18 protein-coding genes and 1 pseudogene are annotated in these 20,504 nt (G+C 60.6%); 10 read left to right on the forward strand and 9 right to left on the reverse strand.

The genetic code is table 11. From position 1 onward, the window contains the following. Window positions 1-70: 70 nt before the first annotated feature. Both ptrR and GIV26_RS27180 read left to right on the forward strand, forming a co-directional pair. Entirely contained in the window at window positions 71-964 is an 894-nt protein-coding gene (gene ptrR, locus GIV26_RS25695) for a putrescine utilization regulator PtrR (protein WP_069557109.1), read from the forward strand. Window positions 965-1,106: 142 nt separating this feature from the next. Then, window positions 1,107-1,229 (forward strand): PA1414 family protein, encoded by a 123-nt coding sequence (locus GIV26_RS27180; RefSeq protein ID WP_003193089.1) that lies wholly within the window; start codon window positions 1,107-1,109, stop codon window positions 1,227-1,229. A 190-nt stretch (window positions 1,230-1,419) separates the two neighbouring features. On the opposite strand, the gene GIV26_RS25700 is transcribed toward GIV26_RS27180, so the two are convergent. Together GIV26_RS25700 and speB are read right to left on the reverse strand one after the other, a co-directional pair. Beyond that, window positions 1,420-2,802, reverse strand: a complete 1,383-nt coding sequence (locus tag GIV26_RS25700; RefSeq protein WP_054897827.1) for a sodium:solute symporter — start codon at window positions 2,800-2,802, stop codon at window positions 1,420-1,422. 134 nt (window positions 2,803-2,936) lie between these two features. Further along, window positions 2,937-3,887, reverse strand: a complete 951-nt coding sequence (gene speB, locus GIV26_RS25705; RefSeq protein WP_034128315.1) for an agmatinase — start codon at window positions 3,885-3,887, stop codon at window positions 2,937-2,939. A 124-nt stretch (window positions 3,888-4,011) separates the two neighbouring features. Here speB and GIV26_RS25710 point away from each other — a divergent pair. The 8 genes and pseudogenes from GIV26_RS25710 to GIV26_RS25745 form a co-directional block, all read left to right on the forward strand. After that, window positions 4,012-4,122: pseudogene (locus GIV26_RS25710) on the forward strand (outer membrane lipoprotein carrier protein LolA); the annotation flags it as partial. 68 nt (window positions 4,123-4,190) lie between these two features. Further along, window positions 4,191-5,084 (forward strand): LysR family transcriptional regulator, encoded by an 894-nt coding sequence (locus GIV26_RS25715; RefSeq protein ID WP_034128316.1) that lies wholly within the window; start codon window positions 4,191-4,193, stop codon window positions 5,082-5,084. A gap of 7 nt (window positions 5,085-5,091) precedes the next feature. Next, on the forward strand, window positions 5,092-5,691 hold the full coding sequence (locus tag GIV26_RS25720) for a tRNA-uridine aminocarboxypropyltransferase (RefSeq protein ID WP_198862228.1): 600 nt from the start codon (window positions 5,092-5,094) through the stop codon (window positions 5,689-5,691). Window positions 5,692-5,796: 105 nt separating this feature from the next. Then, window positions 5,797-6,699, forward strand: coding sequence for a cysteine synthase CysM (gene cysM / locus GIV26_RS25725; protein WP_003193080.1), 903 nt, complete (start codon window positions 5,797-5,799; stop codon window positions 6,697-6,699). Then, window positions 6,699-8,051 carry a 23S rRNA (uracil(1939)-C(5))-methyltransferase RlmD gene (gene rlmD / locus GIV26_RS25730; protein WP_236282737.1) on the forward strand — a complete coding sequence of 451 codons (1,353 nt, stop codon included), beginning with the start codon at window positions 6,699-6,701 and terminating at the stop codon, window positions 8,049-8,051. The genes cysM and rlmD overlap by 1 nt, the downstream gene beginning before the upstream one ends. 121 nt (window positions 8,052-8,172) lie before the next feature. Beyond that, entirely contained in the window at window positions 8,173-10,416 is a 2,244-nt protein-coding gene (gene relA / locus GIV26_RS25735) for a GTP diphosphokinase (protein ID WP_005790193.1), read from the forward strand. 153 nt (window positions 10,417-10,569) lie between these two features. Then, the gene (mazG, locus tag GIV26_RS25740; RefSeq protein WP_236282739.1) at window positions 10,570-11,403 is read left to right on the forward strand and encodes a nucleoside triphosphate pyrophosphohydrolase; all 834 of its coding nucleotides are present in this window, start codon (window positions 10,570-10,572) and stop codon (window positions 11,401-11,403) included. A gap of 25 nt (window positions 11,404-11,428) precedes the next feature. After that, complete coding sequence (locus tag GIV26_RS25745) at window positions 11,429-11,974, forward strand: DUF2058 domain-containing protein (protein WP_014719402.1); 546 nt, start codon at window positions 11,429-11,431, stop codon at window positions 11,972-11,974. Between the two features lie 66 nt (window positions 11,975-12,040). Here GIV26_RS25745 and GIV26_RS25750 read toward each other — a convergent pair whose 3' ends face one another. From GIV26_RS25750 to purM, 7 genes are all read right to left on the reverse strand, one after another. Continuing rightward, window positions 12,041-14,161, reverse strand: coding sequence for a TonB-dependent receptor (locus GIV26_RS25750; RefSeq protein ID WP_054897824.1), 2,121 nt, complete (start codon window positions 14,159-14,161; stop codon window positions 12,041-12,043). 2 nt (window positions 14,162-14,163) lie between these two features. Continuing rightward, window positions 14,164-15,384 carry an MFS transporter gene (locus tag GIV26_RS25755; protein WP_236282741.1) on the reverse strand — a complete coding sequence of 407 codons (1,221 nt, stop codon included), beginning with the start codon at window positions 15,382-15,384 and terminating at the stop codon, window positions 14,164-14,166. Continuing rightward, a complete protein-coding gene (locus GIV26_RS25760) occupies window positions 15,374-17,299 on the reverse strand; it encodes an IucA/IucC family protein (protein WP_236282743.1) in 1,926 nt (641 codons plus the stop codon). Before GIV26_RS25760 ends, GIV26_RS25755 begins: the two co-directional genes overlap by 11 nt. A 186-nt stretch (window positions 17,300-17,485) precedes the next feature. Further along, the gene (locus GIV26_RS25765) at window positions 17,486-17,674 is read right to left on the reverse strand and encodes a hypothetical protein (RefSeq protein WP_003193064.1); all 189 of its coding nucleotides are present in this window, start codon (window positions 17,672-17,674) and stop codon (window positions 17,486-17,488) included. Window positions 17,675-18,037: 363 nt separating this feature from the next. Further along, window positions 18,038-18,751, reverse strand: coding sequence for a DUF3108 domain-containing protein (locus GIV26_RS25770; protein ID WP_014719399.1), 714 nt, complete (start codon window positions 18,749-18,751; stop codon window positions 18,038-18,040). A gap of 8 nt (window positions 18,752-18,759) precedes the next feature. Beyond that, window positions 18,760-19,410: a phosphoribosylglycinamide formyltransferase gene (purN, locus tag GIV26_RS25775; protein WP_003193061.1), complete on the reverse strand. Its 651-nt coding sequence runs from the start codon at window positions 19,408-19,410 to the stop codon at window positions 18,760-18,762. Further along, complete coding sequence (purM, locus tag GIV26_RS25780) at window positions 19,410-20,468, reverse strand: phosphoribosylformylglycinamidine cyclo-ligase (RefSeq protein WP_014719398.1); 1,059 nt, start codon at window positions 20,466-20,468, stop codon at window positions 19,410-19,412. The genes purN and purM overlap by 1 nt, the downstream gene beginning before the upstream one ends. Window positions 20,469-20,504 lie beyond the last annotated feature (36 nt).

The following is a 20,504-nucleotide window of genomic DNA, read 5'->3' on the forward strand; positions in this document are numbered from 1 at the left end:
AGGCTAAGACGGATTGACTTTCTGTAAAATTGAATAATAGTGAGTAACTTGTTCAGTTTTGGAGAAAGTAATGGAGTTCAGTCAATTGCGCATTTTCCAGGCCGTGGCGGAAGAGGGCTCCATCACCCGCGCCGCTGAGCGCCTGCACCGCGTTCCCTCAAATCTGTCGACCCGGCTTAAACAAATGGAAGAGCAACTGGGTGTCGATCTGTTCGTGCGCGAGCGCCAGCGTTTGCAGCTTTCTCCGGCAGGCAAGGTACTACTGGACTACAGCACCCGCCTGCTGGCGCTGCACGATGAAGCCCACGGCGCCGTACAAGGCGGGCAACCGGCTGGTGATTTCGTATTGGGCAGCATGTACAGCACCGCCGCGGTTCATTTGCCGAAGCTGCTGGCGCGCTATCACAAGACTTACCCCATGGTGAATCTGCAGGTGCAGTCGGCGCCCAGCGGGGAGTTGCTGGAAGGGCTGATTACCGGGCGCCTGGACGCAGCCTTCGTCGACGGCCCGCTGACCATCGCCACCCTGGATGGCGTACCGCTGTGCGAAGAGCGCCTGGTGCTGATTTGCGAGGCCGATCATCCGCCGGTGCGTGGCCCCCAGGATGTGGCGGGCCGTGCAGTGTTCACGTTCCGGCGCAGTTGCGCCTACCGCACGCGCCTGGAAACCTGGTTTTCCCATGAGCGTGTGGCGATGGGGCGGGCGATCGAGATCGAGTCCTACCAAGGCATGCTCGCCTGCGTGATCGCAGGTTCCGGCGTGGCGTTGATGTCTGAGTCCATGCTCGCAAGCCTGCCCGGCAAGGACAGCGTGTCCGTTCATCCGCTGACTGGGCCTTTTGCCACTGCGACCACCTGGCTGATGTGGCGAAAGGGCATGCTCGGCGCTAACCTCAATGCATGGATCGACCTGCAGCAAGACGGCAACCCGCGATGCGTGCAAGACACACGTGCCATTGCTTGAACGATCCGTCAGGATTCGGATCAATTCAGTAATAGTTCGTTGTGGTTTCCTTCAAGCATTACCTAGGACTTAGGGCTACTATCACTGTAGGAAACGGCGACAGAACTCACGCCGGCCAGCACTACCCTCAAAGGGGGCAATCATGAAAGAGAAAATCCAAAACTGGCTCCACGACCTCGGCGTTGCATTGGGCTTGATCGAGCCTCCGCTGCAACCGGTGCCGATTCGCACGGATGACGAGCAACGTCGGCCACGTCGCCGCTAATCACGCGGTCTAAAAAATGTGGGAGCGGGCTTGCTCGCGAATAGGGTGTATCAGCCAAAATAAGGTTGAATGACACACCGCTTTCGCGAGCAAGCCCGCTCCCACAGTTGTTTCGCACCAGGCGAAAAAAAACGGGCGCGACCTCCGACGTCGCGCCCGCTGAAGAAAATATCCCCGTCCCTGTTATAGCTCAAACCACCGCAGCCGCCACCTTGGCCGGCCGACGCGACAGCAAACTCACCAGTACAAAGCTCACCAGCGCCACCGCCAGGCTGTAGTAGATCGGCGTATTTGCATCCAACCCATCCTTGAACATAAATACCAGCGCGGTCACAAAGCCCAGGCTCATGGACGTGATTGCGCCCGAGGTGGTCGCGCGCTTCCAGAAGATCGCGCCGATCAAGGGCACCAACATACCGCCCACTAACAGGTTATAGGCCAGGGTCAGGGCGCTGATCACATCGTTCACCACCAATGCGATACCCAGCACGGCAATGCCGGTCAACAGGGTGAACAGGCGGTTGATGCGCAGGCTCGACGCCTTGCCGCCGCGCAGGCGGGGCAGCAGGTCTTCGGTCAATACGGTGGAGGCGGCGAGCAGGCCGGCGCTGGCGGTGGACATCATGGCGGCCAGCGCGGCGGCGATGACCAGGCCGCGAATGCCGTCCGGCAGCGAAGCTTTGACGATCGCGGCGAAGGCATTGTTGACGTTGTCCAGGTCCGGGATCAGCACATGGGCAGCCATGCCGATCAGCGCACAGGCCAGGCCGTACAGGATGCAATAGAAGCCGGCGAAAGTGCCTGCGTACTGGGCGACCTTTTCGTCACGGGCGGTGAAGACCCGTTGCCAGATATCCTGGCCGATCAAGATGCCGAAGAAGTAGATCATGAAGTAGGTGATGATCGTGTCCCAGCCGATCGCGGTGAAGCTGAAACTCGACGCCGGCAGTTTGGCCACCAGTTCATCCCAGCCACCGACGCGGTACAGGCAGATCGGCAACAGTATGAACATCAGGCCGACGGTCTTGATCACGAATTGCACGATATCGGTGAGGGTCAGCGACCACATGCCACCGATGGTCGAATACACCACCACCACGCCACCGCCCACCAGTACCGACATCCAGAACGGCAGGTCGAACAGCACTTGCAGCACGGTGCCGATGGCCAGGATCGAGGTCACGCCGATCATCAGCGCATAGGCCAGCATGATCACCGCGCTGGCCTGGCGGGCCATGGGGTTGTAGCGTTTTTCCAGGACCTGGGTGACGGTGAAGATTTTCAGCTTCAACAGGGGCTTGGCCAGGAACAGGTTCAGGGCAATGATGCCCGCGCCGAGCGCGGCGCACAGCCAGAAACCCGAAATACCATGCACATACCCCAGGCGCACGGTGCCGACGGTGGAGGCACCGCCCAGCACCGTGGCGGCCATGGTGCCCATGTACAGCGATGGGCCGAGGTTGCGGCCGGCGACCAGGTAGTCTTCGTGGGTCTTGGCGCGACGCATGCCGTAGTAGCCGAGCACCAGCATGCCGGCGGCGTAGATGAGTACGACGAATAAATCCAAAGCCATGACGGCGGTTCTCCGATTATATTTTTTATGGGCGATCAGGCGGCAGCTGGCTCGGTAAATACGCGAGCGAAAGTCAGGTACATCGTTGTGGGGACCTGTTAGATCCCCTGGGTTGTTAATGTGAAGATGCTGTGTCAGCGATGCGCGACGCCAGGCAGTACGCAGAGCATTTCGTACAGCAAGTTGGCGCCCAGCAGCGAGGTATTGCCGGTGGTGTCATAGGGCGGCGACACTTCTACCAAGTCGCAACCAATCAGATCCAGGCCCTGGCAGCCACGGATGATTTCGATGGCCTGGATGGTGGTCAGCCCGCCGATTTCCGGGGTGCCGGTGCCGGGAGCCCAGGCGGGGTCGATGCCGTCGATGTCGAAGCTCAGGTACACCGGGCCGCCGCCGACTTTTTCTCGCACTTCGGCCATCAGCGGCGCGAGGGAGTGATGCCAGCATTCTTCGGCCTGGACCACGCGGAAGCCTTGCTTGCGGCTCCAGTTGAAGTCTTCGGCGGTATACCCCTGGGCGCGCAGGCCGATCTGCACCACGCGGTCGCAATCGAGCAAGCCTTCTTCCACGGCGCGGCGGAAGGTGGTGCCGTGGGCAATTTTCTCGCCGAACATATGGTCGTTGACGTCGGCGTGGGCATCGATGTGCACCAGCCCGACCTTGCCATGTTTTTTGTGGATCGCCCGCAGGATCGGCAGGGTGATGGTGTGGTCGCCACCCAGGGTCAGGGGGATGGCGTCGTGCTCGAGGATCTCGTCGTAGGCCTCTTCGATGATCCGCACCGCGTCGAGCAGGTTAAAGGTATTGATCGCCACGTCGCCGATATCGGCCACCGACAGTGAGTCGAAGGGTGCGGCGCCGGTGGCCATGTTGTAGGGACGGATCATCACCGACTCGGCGCGGATTTCCCTAGGGCCAAAGCGTGTACCGGCGCGCAGCGAGGTGCCGATATCCAGAGGCACGCCGACGAAGGCGGCATCCAGGCCCTTGGCGGTTTGCAGGTGGGGAAGACGCATCATGGTGGCGATGCCGGCGAAGCGCGGCATTTCGTTGCCGCCCAGTGGTTGGTGGAAAATCTTGTCCACGGGATTGCCTCATCGTTGTTTTGTTTATTGATGGCCGATTCTGCGAAAAGCCTGGCTTAGGAAGAATCGGCAGAGGCAAATACTTAGTTCAGATTTTTCTAAACTAAAGCCTGAGTTAAACTCCCTGATCCCTGTAGGAGCGAGCTTGCTCGCGAAAAACGTCAACGATGATGCGCAGCCCCAGAATGTACGCGGCGTCCTCAGGTTTTTCGCGAGCAAGCTCGCTCCTACAGTTGATCGTTCCCACGCTCTGCGTGGGGATGCATCCTGTGATGCTCTGCGTCACGCTTCATTGGAGCCCCCATGGCCAACGCCTTGCCCGACCTGAAACTCCTGCGCATCTTCGTCAGCGTCGTGCGCCACCAAGGGTTTGCCAACGCCCAGCACGAACTCAACCTGTCGACGTCGGCCATCAGCACCTACATGAGCCAACTCGAGTCAGCCTTGGGCCTGGTGCTGTGCCATCGTGGCCGTGGCGGCTTCAGCCTGACCAGCAAGGGCGAGCTGTTTCATCAGGAAACCCTGCGCCTGTTGGGCGAACTCGAAGGTTTCGAGCAGTACGCCGCCGCGTTGAAAGGCGAATTGCGCGGCACCCTCAAGCTCGGAGTGCTCGACTCCACCGTCAGCGACAAGGCCTTGCCGTTCGCCGAAGTGATTGGCGCCTACAGCTTGGAGCACCCGGCAGTGCATTTGCACCTGTCGGTGATGAGCCCCTACGAATTGCAACTGGGGGTGCAGGACAACCGCCTTGACCTGGCCATCGGTGCGTTTTCCAACCGCATGAGCGGGCTGGTCTACATGCCGCTGTACCGCGAACAGCACTGGTTGTATTGCAGCACCCGGCACCCATTGTTCAACGAGCGGCGCATCCCGGAACAAGTGATCACCCAGCAACGCATGGTCGGGCGAGGTTACTGGAGCCAGGCCGAGCTGGCGCGCCACGGCTTCAAGCACAGCGCTGCCACGGTGGAAAGTATGGAGGCGCAACTGATTCTGGTGCTGTCGGGCGCTTATATTGGCTACCTGCCCGAACACTACGCCCAGGCCTGGGCTGACAAGGGCGATCTGCGCGTTTTGCTGCCGGCGACTTTCGGCTACCAGGCGCCGTTTTCGCTGATCATGCGCCGTGGCCGCAGCCGCGAGCCACTGATCCAGACCTTCCGCGATTTGCTCAAGACCCAGCTCAACCAGGCCTGAAAACACCATGTCCCGACCCCATTGCCCGCGCTGCCTGCGCCCGACCACGCACTGCCTTTGTGCGCTGATCCCCCACCTTGACAGCCGCACTCGTGTGTTGGTGTTGCAGCACCCGAGCGAGGTCGGCCATGCGCTCAATACTGCACGGTTGGCAGCGTTGGGCCTGAACAACGCGCAGTTGGTGGTGGGGGAGGTGTTTGATGACCTTGCGACGCTATTGAACCCGCCTGGCTATCGGCCACGCCTGTTGTTTCCGGCGGATGATGCCGAGCCGCTGCACGCCTACGCACCTGACGATCAGCCACTGCTGTTGGTGGTTCCCGATGGCACCTGGCGCAAGGCGCGCAAACTGCTGCACCTCAACCCTTTGCTGGCGGCATTGCCCCGGGTGACATTGGCCGAAGGCAGCGTTTCCCGCTATCGCTTGCGCAAGGCGCCGGGGCCTGGCGCCTTGTCGACGGTCGAAGCGATCACGCAAGCGTTGCAGGTATTGGAAGCGCCGACGTCGTTCGAGCCACTGCTCAAACCCTTTGAAGCGCTGATCGAAGGGCAGATTGCTGCGATGGGCGATGAAGTATTCCAGCGCAACCATGGCGACCCGACATAAACCCGGCTTATGCCTTTAAGCCATAAGCACCACACTTTGCGTGATATGGCCCGCCGGCCTTTCCCGGTATGATGTGCGCCCCGCAGTCTGGATTGCGAATACGCCATGACCTTGCAGTACCCAACAATCGCCGATTGTGTCGGCAACACGCCCCTGGTCCGCTTGCAACGCATGGCGGGTGAAACCAGCAATACCCTGTTGCTCAAACTCGAGGGCAACAACCCGGCCGGCTCGGTCAAAGACCGCCCGGCGCTGTCGATGATCGCCCGCGCCGAGTTGCGTGGGCAGATCAAACCCGGCGACACCCTGATCGAAGCCACCTCGGGTAACACCGGGATCGCCCTTGCCATGGCCGCAGCGATCAAGGGTTACAAGATGGTGCTGATCATGCCCGACAACGGCAGCGCCGAGCGCAAGGCGGCGATGACCGCCTATGGCGCCCAGCTGATCCTGGTGACCCAGGAAGAAGGCATGGAAGGCGCCCGTGATCTTGCCGAGCGCATGGCCGCCGAAGGCCGTGGCGTGGTGCTCGATCAGTTCGCCAATGGCGACAACCCCGAGGCGCACTACACCAGCACCGGCCCGGAGATCTGGCGCCAGACCCAGGGCACCATCACTCACTTCGTCAGCTCCATGGGCACCACCGGTACCATCATGGGCAACTCGCGCTACCTCAAGGAGCAGAACCCGGCGATCCAGATCGTCGGCCTGCAACCGATGGAAGGCGCGGCCATCCCGGGTATTCGTCGTTGGCCCGAAGAGTATTTGCCGAAGATCTACAACGCCACGCGGGTAGACCGCATCATCGACATGGCCCAGCGCGAAGCCGAAGACACCACGCGCCGCCTGGCCCGTGAAGAGGGCATCTTCTGCGGCGTGTCCTCCGGTGGCGCCGTGGCCGGTATGTTGCGCTTGTCCAAAGAAGTGGAAAACGCGGTGATCGTCGCGATCATCTGTGACCGAGGCGACCGTTACCTGTCGACCGGCATTTTCGACGAACCCAACTGATGGCCAAGCACGAGAGAGGCCTGCGCTTCCAACCGACGGGCGGCAGCCGGGCCCCACAGATACCCGTGGGCAAGAAACAGCGCCTGACCATTGAGCGCCTGGCCAATGATGGCCGGGGCATCGTGTTCTTTGAAGGCCGCACCTGGTTTGTGAACGGTGCGTTGGCCGGAGAAGAGGTGGAAGCACGGGTGTTGGGCGCCCATGGCAAAGTGGTCGAGGCGCGCACCGAGCGGGTGTTCCAGGCCAGCGAGTTGCGTCGCCCGGCACCCTGCGCCCATGTTGGCCGCTGCGGCGGTTGCAGCGTGCAGCACCTGCCCCATGAAGAACAACTTGCCCTGAAACAGCGCATGCTTGCCGAGCAATTGTCCCGGGTGGCCGGTGTCGAGCCACAGGAGTGGGCAGCGCCGTTGAGCGGGCCGGAGTTCGGTTATCGGCGCCGCGCCCGCGTGGCCGTACGTTGGGACGCCAAGGCGAAGAAACTCGAAGTGGGTTTTCGCGCCGTGGCCAGTCAGGACATCGTCGCTATCGATGATTGCCCGGTGCTGGTACAGGCCTTGCAACCGATCATGCAGCGTTTGCCAACGATGCTGCGTCGCTTGAGCAAACCGCAGGGGTTGGGGCATGTCGAGTTGTTCAGCGGCTCGTCCATCGCCGTGTTGCTGCGGCATATGGCGCCGTTGTCCGAGACTGACCTGCAGATCCTCAAGGAATTCTGCACCTTCCATGACGCCCAATTGTGGCTGCACGGGGAAGGGCAGCCGGAGCCCGTCGAGCCGGGTCAGGCCCTGGGCTTCCGTTTGGAGGCGTGGGATCTGGAGCTGGCGTACCGTCCGGGCGACTTTGTGCAGGTCAACGCCGGGGTCAATCAGGCGATGGTCGCCCAAGCGCTGCAATGGCTGGCGCCACAAGCCGACGAACGGGTACTGGACCTGTTTTGCGGCCTGGGCAACTTTGCCCTGCCACTGGCTCGCCACGTACGCGAAGTGGTGGCGGTGGAGGGCGTACAGGCCATGGTGGACCGTGCGGCCCTCAATGCCGTCAGCAACCATTTGCATAACGCACAGTTTTTTCAGGCCGATTTGTCCCAGCCTTTGACCGACGCAGAATGGGCCAAACAGGGCTTTTCTGCGGTACTCTTGGACCCACCCCGCGATGGTGCCCTGGAGGTTGTGCGCAAACTTGCCGCCTTGGGGGCCAAGCGCCTGGTGTATGTGTCCTGCAACCCAGCCACGCTGGCGCGGGACACGGTTGAGTTGGTCAAGCAAGGCTACCGGCTAAAGCGTGCCGGGATCCTCGACATGTTTCCGCAGACCGCGCATGTCGAGGCCATGGCGTTATTTGAAGCGGGCTAGGATGCCCGTTTAATCCGACTGGCCTGCGTTCTCCAGGGCCTGAACACTGCCACGGAGCTCGCAGTAAAAGTCGGCGATGATTTTGGCGCATCGAAGGTGCGTCGTAGGGAAGGTAAGCAAGATGGTACAGGTGAGAGCACACCAGCCGATCAACACCGACGGCAGTATCAATCTCGAGGCATGGCTGGATCATGCCGTCAGTGTCGACCCGGCACTGGACCGTGAAGCCTTGAAAGCAGCCTGCGAGTTCGCTCGTGAGTCTGAACAGCAAGACAATGCGGCCAAGAACCTGTGGGCCGAAGGCACTTCAAGTTTTCGCACTGGCCTGGAAATCGCCGAGATCCTCGCCGATCTCAAGCTGGACCAGGATTCGCTGATCGCCGCCGTGCTCTATCGCGGCGTGCGCGAAGGGCATATTCCGTTGGCCACCGTTGGTCAGCGTTTCGGTTCGGTGGTGGCCAAGCTGATCGACGGCGTGCTGCGCATGGCCGCCATCAGTGCCAGCCTCAGCCCGCGTCAGTCCATGGTGCTGGGCACCCAGGGCCAGGTAGAAAACCTGCGCAAAATGCTGGTAGCGATGGTCGACGATGTGCGCGTCGCCCTGATCAAGCTGGCCGAGCGTACCTGCGCGATCCGTGCGGTGAAGACCGCCGATGACGAAAAGCGCAACCGTGTGGCCCGCGAAGTCTTCGACATCTACGCGCCACTGGCCCATCGCCTGGGCATCGGCCACATCAAGTGGGAGCTGGAGGATTTGTCCTTCCGCTACCTTGAGCCCGACCAATACAAACAGATCGCCACGTTGCTGCACGAGCGGCGCCTGGATCGCGAGCGCTTTATCAGCGACGTGATGGGCCAGTTGCGTTCGGAGTTGCAGGCTACCGGCGTGGACGCCGATATCAGCGGCCGCGCCAAGCACATCTATTCCATCTGGCGCAAAATGCAGCGCAAGGGCCTGGCCTTCAGCCAGATCTACGACGTGCGTGCGGTGCGCGTGCTGGTGCCGGAAATGCGCGACTGCTACACCGCGCTGGGTATCGTCCACACGCTGTGGCGGCACATTCCCAAGGAATTCGACGACTACATCGCCAACCCCAAGGAAAACGGCTATCGCTCGCTGCACACGGCGGTAATCGGCCCTGAAGGCAAGGTGCTGGAAGTGCAGATCCGCACCCACGCCATGCACGAAGAAGCCGAGCTGGGGGTGTGTGCGCACTGGCGCTACAAGGGCACCGACGTCAAGGCCGGGTCCAACCAGTACGAAGAGAAGATCTCCTGGCTGCGCCAAGTGCTGGAATGGCACGAAGAACTCGGCGACATCGGCGGCCTGGCCGAACAACTGCGGGTGGATATCGAGCCGGACCGGGTCTATATCTTCACGCCTGACGGCCACGCCATCGACTTGCCCAAGGGCGCCACGCCGCTGGACTTCGCCTACCGCGTGCACACCGAAATCGGGCATAACTGCCGCGGCGCCAAGATCAACGGGCGCATCGTGCCGCTCAACTACAGCCTGCAAACCGGTGAACAGGTCGAGATCATCACCAGCAAGCACGGTACGCCGAGCCGCGACTGGCTGAACCCGAACCTGGGTTACATCACCACTTCGCGGGCGCGGGCGAAGATCGTCCACTGGTTCAAGCTACAGGCGCGTGACCAGAACGTCGCCGCCGGCAAGACCTTGCTTGAACGCGAACTGGCGCGCCTGGGCCTGCCTCAGGTGGACTTCGACAAGCTGGCCGAAAAGGCCAACATGAAGATCGCCGAAGACATGTTTGCCGCCCTCGGCGCGGGCGACCTGCGCCTGGCGCAACTGGTCAACCTGGCCCAGCAACTGGTCGAGCCGGAGCGCGGCAACGAACAGCTGGAGCTGATCCCGCGCAAAGCCACTGGCTACAAGCCGGGCAAGCGTGGCGATATCCAGATCCAGGGCGTGGGCAACCTGATGACGCAAATGGCCGGCTGCTGCCAGCCGTTGCCGGGCGACGCCATTGTCGGCTACATCACCCAGGGCCGTGGTGTGAGCATTCACCGCCAGGATTGCGCCTCGGTGCTGCAACTGGGCGGGCGCGAACCGGAGCGGATCATCCAGGTCAGCTGGGGCCCGGTGCCGGTGCTCACTTACCCGGTGGACATCATCATCCGTGCCTACGACCGTTCCGGCTTGCTGCGTGACGTCTCGCAAGTGCTGCTCAACGAGCGGATCAACGTGCTGGCGGTCAACACCCGTTCGAACAAGGAAGACAACACTGCGTTGATGTCCCTGACCATCGAGATTCCGGGGCTGGACGCACTGGGACGGTTGCTGGGGCGGATTTCCCAGTTGCCGAACATCATCGAAACCCGGCGCAACCGCACCCCATGATTAGCAGGATGACAGCCGACTGACATGTGGAGTTGTTTTCTGTGGGAGCTGGCTTGCCTGCGATAGCATCACCTCGGTTTAACTGAAGCGCCGAGTCGCAAGCATCGCAGGCAAGCCAGCTCCCACATTGGATTTTCAGCGGAAAGAGATACGATGTATTCACTCGAAGACCTGCTGCACCTGATGAGCCGCCTGCGCGACCCGCAGTACGGCTGCCCGTGGGACATCAAGCAAACCTACGCGACCATCGTCCCGCACACGCTGGAGGAGGCCTATGAAGTGGCCGACGCCATCGAGCGCGGCGACTTTGACCATCTGCAAGGCGAGCTGGGCGATCTGCTGTTCCAGGTGGTGTATTACAGCCAACTGGCCCGGGAAGAAGGGCGCTTCGAATTTGCCGGCGTGATCGACAGCATCACCCGTAAGTTGATTCGCCGGCATCCTCACGTGTTCCCAACCGGCGACCTGTACGCGCCGCTGGATATCCCGCAGTTGAGCGAAGAACAGGTCAAGGAACGCTGGGAGCAGATCAAAGCTGAGGAGCGCGCAGAAAAGTCCGAGGCTCCCGAGCAACTCTCCCTGCTCGATGATGTGCCCACCGCCTTACCTTCGTTGTCCCGTGCGGCCAAATTGCAAAAGCGCGCCAGCCAGGTTGGTTTCGACTGGCCTTCCGCGTTGCCGGTGGTGGACAACGTGCGCGAAGAGTTGGACGAAGTGCTCGAAGCCATGGCCGATGACGACGCGGCGGCCATCGTCGATGAAGTCGGCGACCTGCTGTTTGCCGCGGTCAACCTGGCGCGTCACCTCAAGGTCGACCCGGAAACTGCCTTGCGCGGTGCCAATGCCAAGTTCGAACGACGTTTCCGATTTATCGAACAGGCATTGCGCGATACACACCAACCCATAGAAGATTGCACCCTCGAAGAGTTGGACGCCCTCTGGGGTGAAGCCAAACGTCAGGAAAAGAATGTGTCCAGCTGCGGTTGAGCAGTTGCCTAAGTGAGTAAGCACCATGAGCCTTTCCCTTCGCGACCAGTTGCTCAAAGCAGGTCTGGTCAACCAAAAGCAGGCCAAGCAGGTCGGCAAAGAGAAACAGAAACAGCAGCGCCTGGTCCACAAGGGCCAGGCCGAAGTCGATGATACCCAGGCGCGCCTGGCTGCTGAGGCACACGCCGAGAAGGTCAAGCGTGACCAGGAGCTGAACCGTCAGCAGCAGGAAAAAGCCGAAGCCAAGGCGCGTACCGCCCAGGTCAAGCAACTGATCGAGACCTCGCGCCTGCCCAAGCTGACCACCGAGGACTACTACAACTTCGTGGATGACAAGAAGGTCAAGCGCCTGTCGGTCAACACGCTGATGCGCAACAAGCTGAGCAACGGCTCCCTGGCTATCGTGCACCACGGCGGCGGCTACGAGGTGATCCCGCGGGAAGCGGCGCTTAAAATCCAGGAGCGCGCTCCGGAGCGTATCGTGCAGCTCAACATCCTCACCGAAAGCCAGGTGCCGGACGAGGATGATCCGTACGCCGCTTACCAGATCCCTGATGATCTGATGTGGTAAGCCGCTGGAAATGACAAACCCCGCCAAAAGGCGGGGTTTGTGTTTTAAGCGTGCAGCACCAACCGGTTACCAATCCACTGCGTAACTCAGGCTGAAGGTACGACCCTCGGCATTCGGGTACGGTGCGCGGGCGTTGGCCTGGGCGAACATGTTCTGGTAGTTGCGGTTGGTGAGGTTGTACACCGCACCTTCGAGGCGGCCTACCGGTAGCCTTACCGAGCCCAGCAGGTCGACCAGGGTGTAGCCCTGGATATCGCGACCGTTGTTGTCCTTTGCCGCAGCGTCATAATTGGCCAGGCGCATCCCCTGCAAGCGCAGGCTGTAGTCGTCACGCTCGTAGCCGACAAACGCTGTGGTCTTGGCGGGGGAGATGCGGGTGGCAGGCAGGTCGATCCACTTGCCGTTCTGCTGGGTCTCGCCTTTGGCGTAAGCGTAAGTACCACCGACGGACCATTGGTCGGTGATGTTATAGGTCAGGCCGGTTTCGACGCCACGCACGCGTTCTTTCTGATTGATCAGGCGCAGCACACGATCATTGGCATCATAGAACTGCGTGACATCCGAGGTGTTTTCGTACGCGGTGACACTGGCCTGCCACTTGTCCCAGTCGCCACGCCAGCCCAGCTCGTAACTGTCGACCTTCAAGGCCTGGGCATTGAGGTCCTGGATATCGTATTTGCTGTTCACGTCACGCAGGAAGCGCTGGATATCCGGCAGGGAAAAGCCCTGGCTGAAGTTGACGAACACATCCTGGTTGTCGGTCAGGTGGTACACCGCACCGAGGTTATAGAGCGTGTCATCGTATTTGAGCGTGCCGCCGGGCAGTGTCGCGCGGTTGCCGGTCTGGACGATTTCGCCGTATGCGATGCTGTCGGAGACCTTGCTTTCAATCCATTCGCGACGTACGCCACCGCGCAAGGTCCAGTTGTCGATGTCGTAGGAGAGCTGGCCAAAGATGGCTTTGGTGGTGGTCTCGATATCTGGACCCAGTTCGAACGTGGTACCGGTTTTCGTGTAGGTCAGGCCATTGACCCGGTATTGGTCGCCACGCTGGCGTGAGGTTTCATGGTCGTAGTCCGCGCCCCATACCAGGTTGCCCGTTGCCGGGCCGATGTCCGGCATCTGGGTATCGACCGCTGCACGCAGGCCGTAGACGTCCTGCACGCTGTTGTTATCTGACACGCCTGCCCGGCCTCGGGACAGGTCTGGAAAGAACAGGGCGTCGGCCCGCCGCCAGTAGCTTTCGATCTGCAGGCCCTGGCCGTAGAAATCCTTGTCGGCGTAGTTGAGGTTGACCGCCTGGTTGTGGGTGTAGGGTTGGTCGCCCAGGTCCAGGCCTTTTACGGCGACTGCGTTGCTGGTGATGCGGGGGTTCTTGGTGTAGCGGGTGTCTTGTTCGTCCTTGTAGTCTTGCAGCGACAGGCTGATCTTCTTGTCGTCATCAAGCTCATAGCCGAAGCGACCTTGCAGGTCGTAGGTATCGGTGTCCATGTTGCTGCCCTGGGACGTGTCCTGGGGAATGCGCTTGCCATTACCGTCGAACTGATCGTTGCGCTGCACGGTGTTGCCCGAGAGGTACCAGTCCACCGGGCCTTTGCGCCCGGTGGCGCTTTGGAACGCCTGGTAAGCGAACCCCTTGTGGCTGAGGTTGTTGCCGGCGGTCATGCCGATCTTGCTGCTGAACGCCAGGTCTTCACCTTGGTTGCGTTTGGTGATGATGTTGATGATGCCGCCCGATGCGCCTGCGCCGTAGACACTGCTGGCGCCGGAGATCACTTCGATACGCTCGATGCTTTCCGGTGCCACGCTGTTGAGCTGGCGGAAGTTATCGCGCGTGGCGTTTTGCGAAACCCCGTCGATCAGGATCAGGGTATTGCGCCCGCGAAGCGTCTGGCCGAAGTTGCTCATGCCGCCGCTGGAAGGGGCAATGCCAGGTACCAGTTGGCCGAGGATATCTGCAACCCGACGTCCTGCCCCGGTCTGCTGGCGGATTTGCGCTTCATTGATCACCTGCACTGAGCCTGGAATCTGCGCAATGCTGGTTTCGCTGCGCGTGGCCGATACCACTGTCGCCTGTAGTTGCAAGCTGGTCGGCGCTGCTTGTGTCTGTTCTGTCTGATCGGCCCAGGCAGGGGCACTTATTGACCCAAGAAGTGGCAGCAGTACTGCCCATTGCGATGTGTTCATGATCATGTCTCAGAGTTATTAGAAGTATTGACAGAAAAATCGGATGTCTCAGGCGCTCGCGCAAACGAACGGATGGCGCGGATACTCACGGCGGCCAAGGCATAGGTCAGTGCGACCAGCCAGAAGCTGTGTGCCAGGCCTACCCACCCCATGCCGATACCGCCCAACAATGCGCCGCACAGCGCACCAGCTTTCGCGGCGCTGTTGCCCATGCCCAGGGCAAAACCCTGCTGGCTGTGCGCTACGGTAGTAGCGATCAGTGTGTAGGCCACGGGCAACAAAGCCCCCTGCCACACGCCCCACAGCAGCCTGCTGGCGATGAACCCCAACCACTCACTGGCCAGCGCCGTGCAGGCCAGCGTGAGCGCGCAGGCCCAGGTGACCCACTCGATGATGCGCAGCGTATGGGCTGGCTGATGTCGATCGAACAGGCGGCCCCACAACGGCGCGGACAGTGCCAGGGTCAAGGCACTGGCGCCATAGCTGGCGCCGATCAGCCACGCGGGCGCGTGCAAAACCTGGGCGACATATAAGGCGTAAAACGGTTGCGGCATCATCCTGGCTGCCTGGATCAATACGATGATCCCCAGCATCGCGCCAATCCAGCCTCTGGGGAGTGCGGCAGGCTTGGACGTGCGGGCAGGTCTCGATCGTGGTGAGTCGCTGGGTAAAAACGCGCTGATTATCGCGCACAACAGGCAGACGACGGTGGCGCTGTAGCACAGCAATGCGAAACCGGATATGTCCATCAACCAGCCGCCCAACACCGGTCCGGCCAGGGAGCCTACGGCAGTGGCTGATTGCAGCCTGGCAAGAATGTGCCCCCGTCCGCCGTCGCCGCAGCAGGCCAGGGCGTAGGCTTGGGCTGCGGCGATGAAGCCGGCCAATGCGCCCTGTACCACGCGGATGACCACCAGCCACCACGGATCAGGCGTTATCGCAGCCAGCGCCTGGCACACCGCCAGTGCCAGCAACGCGCGGATGATCATGGGCTTATGGCCGGTACGGTCGCCCAGCTTCCCCCACATGGGTGTGAGAATCATCGCTGCCATCATCGGCCCGGCATACACCAGCGAAGACAGCAGGCCGGTGTACTGGGCATTTGCAGTGCCCAGCAACTTCTGGATTTGCAGCGGCCAGAACGGGCCGCTCATTTCCATCGCCCCCATCGACACCAACTGAATCACCACCAGCAGCCGCAGCGCTGTGTTGTTAGTCGGCATTGGCGGCCGCGCTCAACGGGTTAGGCAACCGCCCGACGATATCGGCATGACTCTCCAGCAGGCGCATGCGCATGAACGACTTGGCCGGCCATGCTTGCTCCAGCAGTGCTTCGCGCTCGTTGGCCCAGCGCTGTGGATCAACCTGCGAGCGCATGTCGTCAAAACACTGGATGACCTGAGCTGACAGTTTATTCCAGAGCAGCGCCTGGGGGATGTCGAAGTGGCGCGCGGCAAGCAGGATGAGCTCGCCCAGATGGCACATGAAAACGGTGTGCAGCAGCTTGTCCCGTACGAAACCTGCGTCGTCGTACAGCGTCATCTTCGGGTCGTGCAGTTCAATGTCCAGGCCGTGGGCGTGCAAGGTCTTGCGGTCGATTCGGATATCGCCGAAGTCGCGCAACAGAAGACGGCTCAATTGTCCGTCTGCGGCCATCACCATGAAGGAGTTCTGTTGATGGGCCTCAAACGCGATGCCGTAGCGCAAATACATGCCCAGCAGCGCCGGCACACTGATCGCCGCGTAATCGTGGAAGAAGGCGAGCATGGCCGCCGCGTCATCCTTGCCTTGGCTCAGGCGCACCCATTGGCGCAGCAGCGGCTGGCCGTGGTGATCAATGGCAAACAGGCTGCCCACCGGCACGGCCATTTCGTCCGGCTGGAGCTGGCTCTGGGGATTGTCGCGATAGAGCACCGCCAGGTGGCGGGAGTGCTCGTCATTGGCCGGTTGTGGCTGGAAGTGCACACCGATCCGCTCGGGAACGATGTTCAGGCATTTTTGAATCGCAGGCTCGCGTTCCAGGATACTCAGCAGCAGATGGCTGATCCGTGGGCCCATGCGCGCTGAACGCGGCGATACGGTGCGCTGTACGCTGGTCAGGCGCAGTGACACGGGCAGTTTGACCATCGGTGCATCGCGACGGCCTTCAGGCAACACGGTTCTGAATGACATGGTGGGGTGGGCGGTAAACGCGACGATATCGGTCAGCACCAGCAGTTTGTCGCCGATTTCGTTGGCGAACAGTTGGGGCAGTTCCTGGCGTGCCTGCCAGGGGTGGGCGGGCAATGGCAGATAATCGCCTGCCTGAAGGCCCTGTGCTTGCAGGACTGCGGTCAATTGCTGTGCCGCTTGCGGGAAGTGCTCGCTCCACCACTGCCAGTAATCGGCGGTACCGGCCAACTTTTCGACATGGGCAAATTGGCGATGCAGCGCGCACAGCAGCACCGGGAAGCGTGCTTCGAACTCTGGCGAATAGTCGATGACTTGCTCGGTATTCAGGCCCAGCTTGGTCTTGTAATTGGGATGCCATGGGTGACCCAGTGTTCCCCACTGTTCAAGCACGGAAGTCGGGTTGATAACGCTCGGGCTGTTTTTGAGATGACTCAGCAGGTTGTCTTGATGCACCGGGTCCATTGACGCATGCAGCTTGAGCGTCCATTGCTCATGGAAGGCGAGGCACAAGGTGTCGTTGATGAAGCTGTCGTCGATCTCTACGTTGAGGCGGTTGAGCACTTCCCGGTCGGCAGGCGACTCAAGGCTGGCGTTAAGCAACGTCAACAACTGTGAGGGGAACTGGACTTTCTGTTCGGGCTGGCCTTCGCGCAACAGGATGACTTCGCCACGCAGGTCCCAGCTTGCCATGCGGCCAGGGTGCAAATGTTCGAAACGCAATCGGGCCTGGCAAGCCAGTGTCAGCGAGCAATGCCCATGTTCGTCATAAAGGAGAGTGCTGGGGTCCAGCAGGCTTTCACGAAACAATGCTTGGATCAGGCGTTGGAAGCTACGTTCGGCGGCAGGTGCCAGCGTATTGATCAGGGCTTCGAGGGTGACGTGGCTGGTCTGAAATTGCGCAGTGGCAAGTGCTTCGCTCCAGCGTTCCAGTAACGCATTTTCTGGCTTGCTGCTATTTCCATGCATCTAATTGATTCCCTGATTCGTGAGCCTGAATGAAAAGCGAACGAATGATATCGAGAATCATTATTTGTGTGTGTTTTTGTTACATTAATTTATGGCGATTATTGACAAAAAAACCGCGCCCCAAAGGCGCGGTTTCTCGTAAACGGCCCGGCTGCGTGGGCCGGGCGTCCACATGATTTCAGAGCTTCAGGAGCTTTTTGCCTGGCGTTGCAGTTCGAGAGTTTCGAGCTCGTTTTTATAGTTGTGGGCGTCGCTCTCGTTGTGAAACATGCCGACCAATACGTCTTGCTGATGGACATCCCAGATGTGAATCCCGTGGCCTACTGCTTCATGGGACATATGTTCATCGTCGCGTTCAGTTACTTTTACAGTCATCTGCTTGCTCCAATCTCTGGTTGATCTGCGGCAAGTCGTCGCAGGCCTCTGTTATATGATTTGTTAGCTTGCTAAGTAAACTGATTTTGCGCGCAATAATTCATTGCGGGGAACGCAACAATGCTGCAAGCCTTGTAAACCAAGGCATTGCGTCGCCATCGCAGCGGCTTTATGACAAAAGTTTCATGTTCAGGTTGGCTAGGTTGACCTCGGCACCGCTATCGCAGGCAAGCCAGCTCCCACCTTGGAATGCATTCCACCTTGGGAGCTGGCTTGCCTGCGATAGCGGGAGTGTCGTCCCCTAAAAATCCCAGGCAAAAAAAAGCCCCGCATTCAGCGAGGCTCTTTTCGGTGCATCAGCAATCAGCTGCCTTTGACGGCCTTACCGTCAACGGTGCCATCCTGCAGCATGATGTTGTATTCCTTGCCGTCAGTCTCGACCTGACGCAGGGCAACCAGAATGCCGCCCTGGTCCTTGGCAAACCACATCTGTGTGATGCGCTTGCTCTGCGACGGGTCGCGCACGCGCTCGACCTTGATCGCGTCGATCGAACCGACCTTGGTCTGGACCTTTTCCGAGCCGATCACGCGGAAGTCGTAGGTATCGGTATCTGTACCTTCAACCACGCGGTAGCTCATGCTCTTCTTGCCGGCGGCAACATCGCGTTGCAGGGCAAGCTGGTAGGTGGACTTGTCGAGCATGCCGCTTTCGAGCGTGACATTGACCGGGTCTTTGTTTTCAAAGCCGGTGACTTTCTTGGCGCTCTGGTCGAAGTCCAGGTTGATCTTCTTCGCCTTGCCCAGGCCGCCGCGTTCGAAGCTGTAGCTCTTGGGTTGCAGGGTGTCCTTGTCGAACAGGATCACACTGGTTTCGGTCAGGCTGGCAATCATCATCGAGGCCTTGAAATTCAAGGTCCAGGTACCGTCGCCATTCTTGCTCAGGCTGCGTTCAGCCGAACCGCTCATGGGCAGTTGTTTCCAGTCGGCGGTGTAGCTGACGGAGAAGGGGTGAAGGTCTGCCGCTTGTACGGCAGGCAAAGCGAACAGCGCAAAAGCGAAAAGCAGGGCGCGACGCATAAAATCTCCTAGGTTCGAATCAAGTGGCCGCTGGCCGCGAGTAACTGGCCGTCCAATAATGCACCCTGGTCGCCAAGAATCAACCGTCCTTCGGCAAACCAGCGAACAGCCAGCGGGTAAATCCTGTGTTCCTGGGTATGAACCCGTTGCGCAAGCGTCTGCGCCGAGTCGCCTGACTCTACCGGAACCACTGCCTGTACGACCAGAGGCCCGCCATCGAGTTCCTCGGTCACAAAGTGCACGCTGCAGCCATGCTCACTGTCGCCGGCGTCGAGGGCGCGCTGGTGGGTGTGCATGCCTTTGTACTTGGGCAGCAGGGAAGGGTGGATATTGAGCAGGCGCCCTTCGTAGTGCCGGACGAAATCTGCGCTGAGGATGCGCATGAAACCCGCAAGGACCACGAGTTTGGGGTTGAAGGCGTCGATCAGTTCGATCAAGGCGCTGTCGAAGGCCTCGCGACCGTCGAACGCCTTATGATCCAGGGAGCGAGTATCGATACCCGCGTCACGGGCGCGTTGCAGACCGTAGGCGTCGCTGCGGTTGGAAATCACCGCAGCGATGCGCACCGGGCTGTCGCCGGTGCGCGTGCTGTCGATCAGGGCCTGCAAGTTACTGCCGGTGCCGGAAAGCAGCACCACGACATCACAGGTCTGGGGCATCAGTGAGCCTTGAGGTTCTTCAGTTCAACCTGGGCTGCGCCTTCGGCAGCAGTGGCGATCTGGCCAATGACCCAAGGTTGCTCGCCGGCTTCACGCAGCACGTTCAGTGCGGTTTCAACGTGTTCCTGCGCAACGCATATCACCATGCCTACGCCGCAGTTCAGCACGCGGTGCATTTCGGTTTCGTTGACGTTGCCTTTTTCCTGCAGCCAATCGAAGACAGCCGGGCGCTGCCAGCTGGCCACGTCGACAATCGCCTGGGCGCCTTTTGGCAGTACGCGCGGGATGTTGTCCAGCAGGCCGCCACCGGTAATGTGGGCCATGGCCTTGACGGCGCCGGTGTCCTTGATCAGCTTGAGCAGTGGCTTGACGTAGATGCGGGTCGGCGCCATCAGCAGGTCGGTCAGTGGCTTGCCGTCGAGCTGGATGTTCTCGATGTCGGCGCCGGACACTTCGATGATCTTGCGGATCAGCGAGTAGCCGTTGGAGTGCGGGCCGGACGATGGCAGGGCGAGCAGGGCGTCACCAGCAGCTACTTTGGAGCCGTCGATGATCTCGGCTTTTTCCACCACACCGACACAGAAGCCGGCCAGGTCGTAGTCTTCGCCTTCGTACATGCCTGGCATTTCAGCGGTTTCACCGCCGACCAGGGAGCAACCCGACAATTCGCAGCCGGCGCCGATGCCGGTTACGACCTGGGTCGCGGTCTCGACATTGAGCTTGCCGGTGGCGTAGTAGTCGAGGAAGAACAGCGGCTCGGCGCCGCACACCACCAGGTCGTTGACGCACATGGCGACCAGGTCGATGCCGATGCTGTCGTGCTTGTTCAGGTTCAGGGCCAGGCGCAGCTTGGTGCCCACGCCGTCGGTGCCGGACACCAATACAGGCTGCTTGTAGCCGGCCGGGATTTCGCAGAGGGCGCCAAAACCGCCCAGGCCACCCATGACTTCAGGGCGCGCAGTGCGCTTGGCGACGCTCTTGATGCGTTCGACCAATGCTTCACCGGCGTCGATGTCTACACCGGCGTCCTTGTAGCTCAGGGAGGGTTGCTTGCTCATGATCCAGGCCTTTAGGGGGGATTTCTGGGTAACGAC

It is taken from the genome of Pseudomonas sp. PA-1-3F (assembly GCF_021609665.1).
Taxonomy (GTDB): domain Bacteria; phylum Pseudomonadota; class Gammaproteobacteria; order Pseudomonadales; family Pseudomonadaceae; genus Aquipseudomonas; species Aquipseudomonas paracarnis.

What these genes read in the sequence shown, in the direction of transcription:
- GIV26_RS25745 (WP_014719402.1), top strand. Translation starts at nt 11,429, where the DNA reads ATGAGCCTTTCCCTTCGCGACCAGTTGCTCAAAGCAGGTCTGGTCAAC.
- purM (WP_014719398.1), bottom strand. Translation starts at nt 20,468, where the DNA reads ATGAGCAAGCAACCCTCCCTGAGCTACAAGGACGCCGGTGTAGACATC.
- GIV26_RS25770 (WP_014719399.1), bottom strand. Translation starts at nt 18,751, where the DNA reads ATGCGTCGCGCCCTGCTTTTCGCTTTTGCGCTGTTCGCTTTGCCTGCC.
- mazG (WP_236282739.1), top strand. Translation starts at nt 10,570, where the DNA reads ATGTATTCACTCGAAGACCTGCTGCACCTGATGAGCCGCCTGCGCGAC.
- GIV26_RS25700 (WP_054897827.1), bottom strand. Translation starts at nt 2,802, where the DNA reads ATGGCTTTGGATTTATTCGTCGTACTCATCTACGCCGCCGGCATGCTG.
- GIV26_RS25760 (WP_236282743.1), bottom strand. Translation starts at nt 17,299, where the DNA reads ATGCATGGAAATAGCAGCAAGCCAGAAAATGCGTTACTGGAACGCTGG.
- relA (WP_005790193.1), top strand. Translation starts at nt 8,173, where the DNA reads ATGGTACAGGTGAGAGCACACCAGCCGATCAACACCGACGGCAGTATC.
- GIV26_RS25765 (WP_003193064.1), bottom strand. Translation starts at nt 17,674, where the DNA reads ATGACTGTAAAAGTAACTGAACGCGACGATGAACATATGTCCCATGAA.
- GIV26_RS25720 (WP_198862228.1), top strand. Translation starts at nt 5,092, where the DNA reads ATGTCCCGACCCCATTGCCCGCGCTGCCTGCGCCCGACCACGCACTGC.
- GIV26_RS25755 (WP_236282741.1), bottom strand. Translation starts at nt 15,384, where the DNA reads ATGCCGACTAACAACACAGCGCTGCGGCTGCTGGTGGTGATTCAGTTG.
- ptrR (WP_069557109.1), top strand. Translation starts at nt 71, where the DNA reads ATGGAGTTCAGTCAATTGCGCATTTTCCAGGCCGTGGCGGAAGAGGGC.
- rlmD (WP_236282737.1), top strand. Translation starts at nt 6,699, where the DNA reads ATGGCCAAGCACGAGAGAGGCCTGCGCTTCCAACCGACGGGCGGCAGC.
- purN (WP_003193061.1), bottom strand. Translation starts at nt 19,410, where the DNA reads ATGCCCCAGACCTGTGATGTCGTGGTGCTGCTTTCCGGCACCGGCAGT.
- GIV26_RS25750 (WP_054897824.1), bottom strand. Translation starts at nt 14,161, where the DNA reads ATGAACACATCGCAATGGGCAGTACTGCTGCCACTTCTTGGGTCAATA.
- GIV26_RS27180 (WP_003193089.1), top strand. Translation starts at nt 1,107, where the DNA reads ATGAAAGAGAAAATCCAAAACTGGCTCCACGACCTCGGCGTTGCATTG.
- GIV26_RS25715 (WP_034128316.1), top strand. Translation starts at nt 4,191, where the DNA reads ATGGCCAACGCCTTGCCCGACCTGAAACTCCTGCGCATCTTCGTCAGC.
- cysM (WP_003193080.1), top strand. Translation starts at nt 5,797, where the DNA reads ATGACCTTGCAGTACCCAACAATCGCCGATTGTGTCGGCAACACGCCC.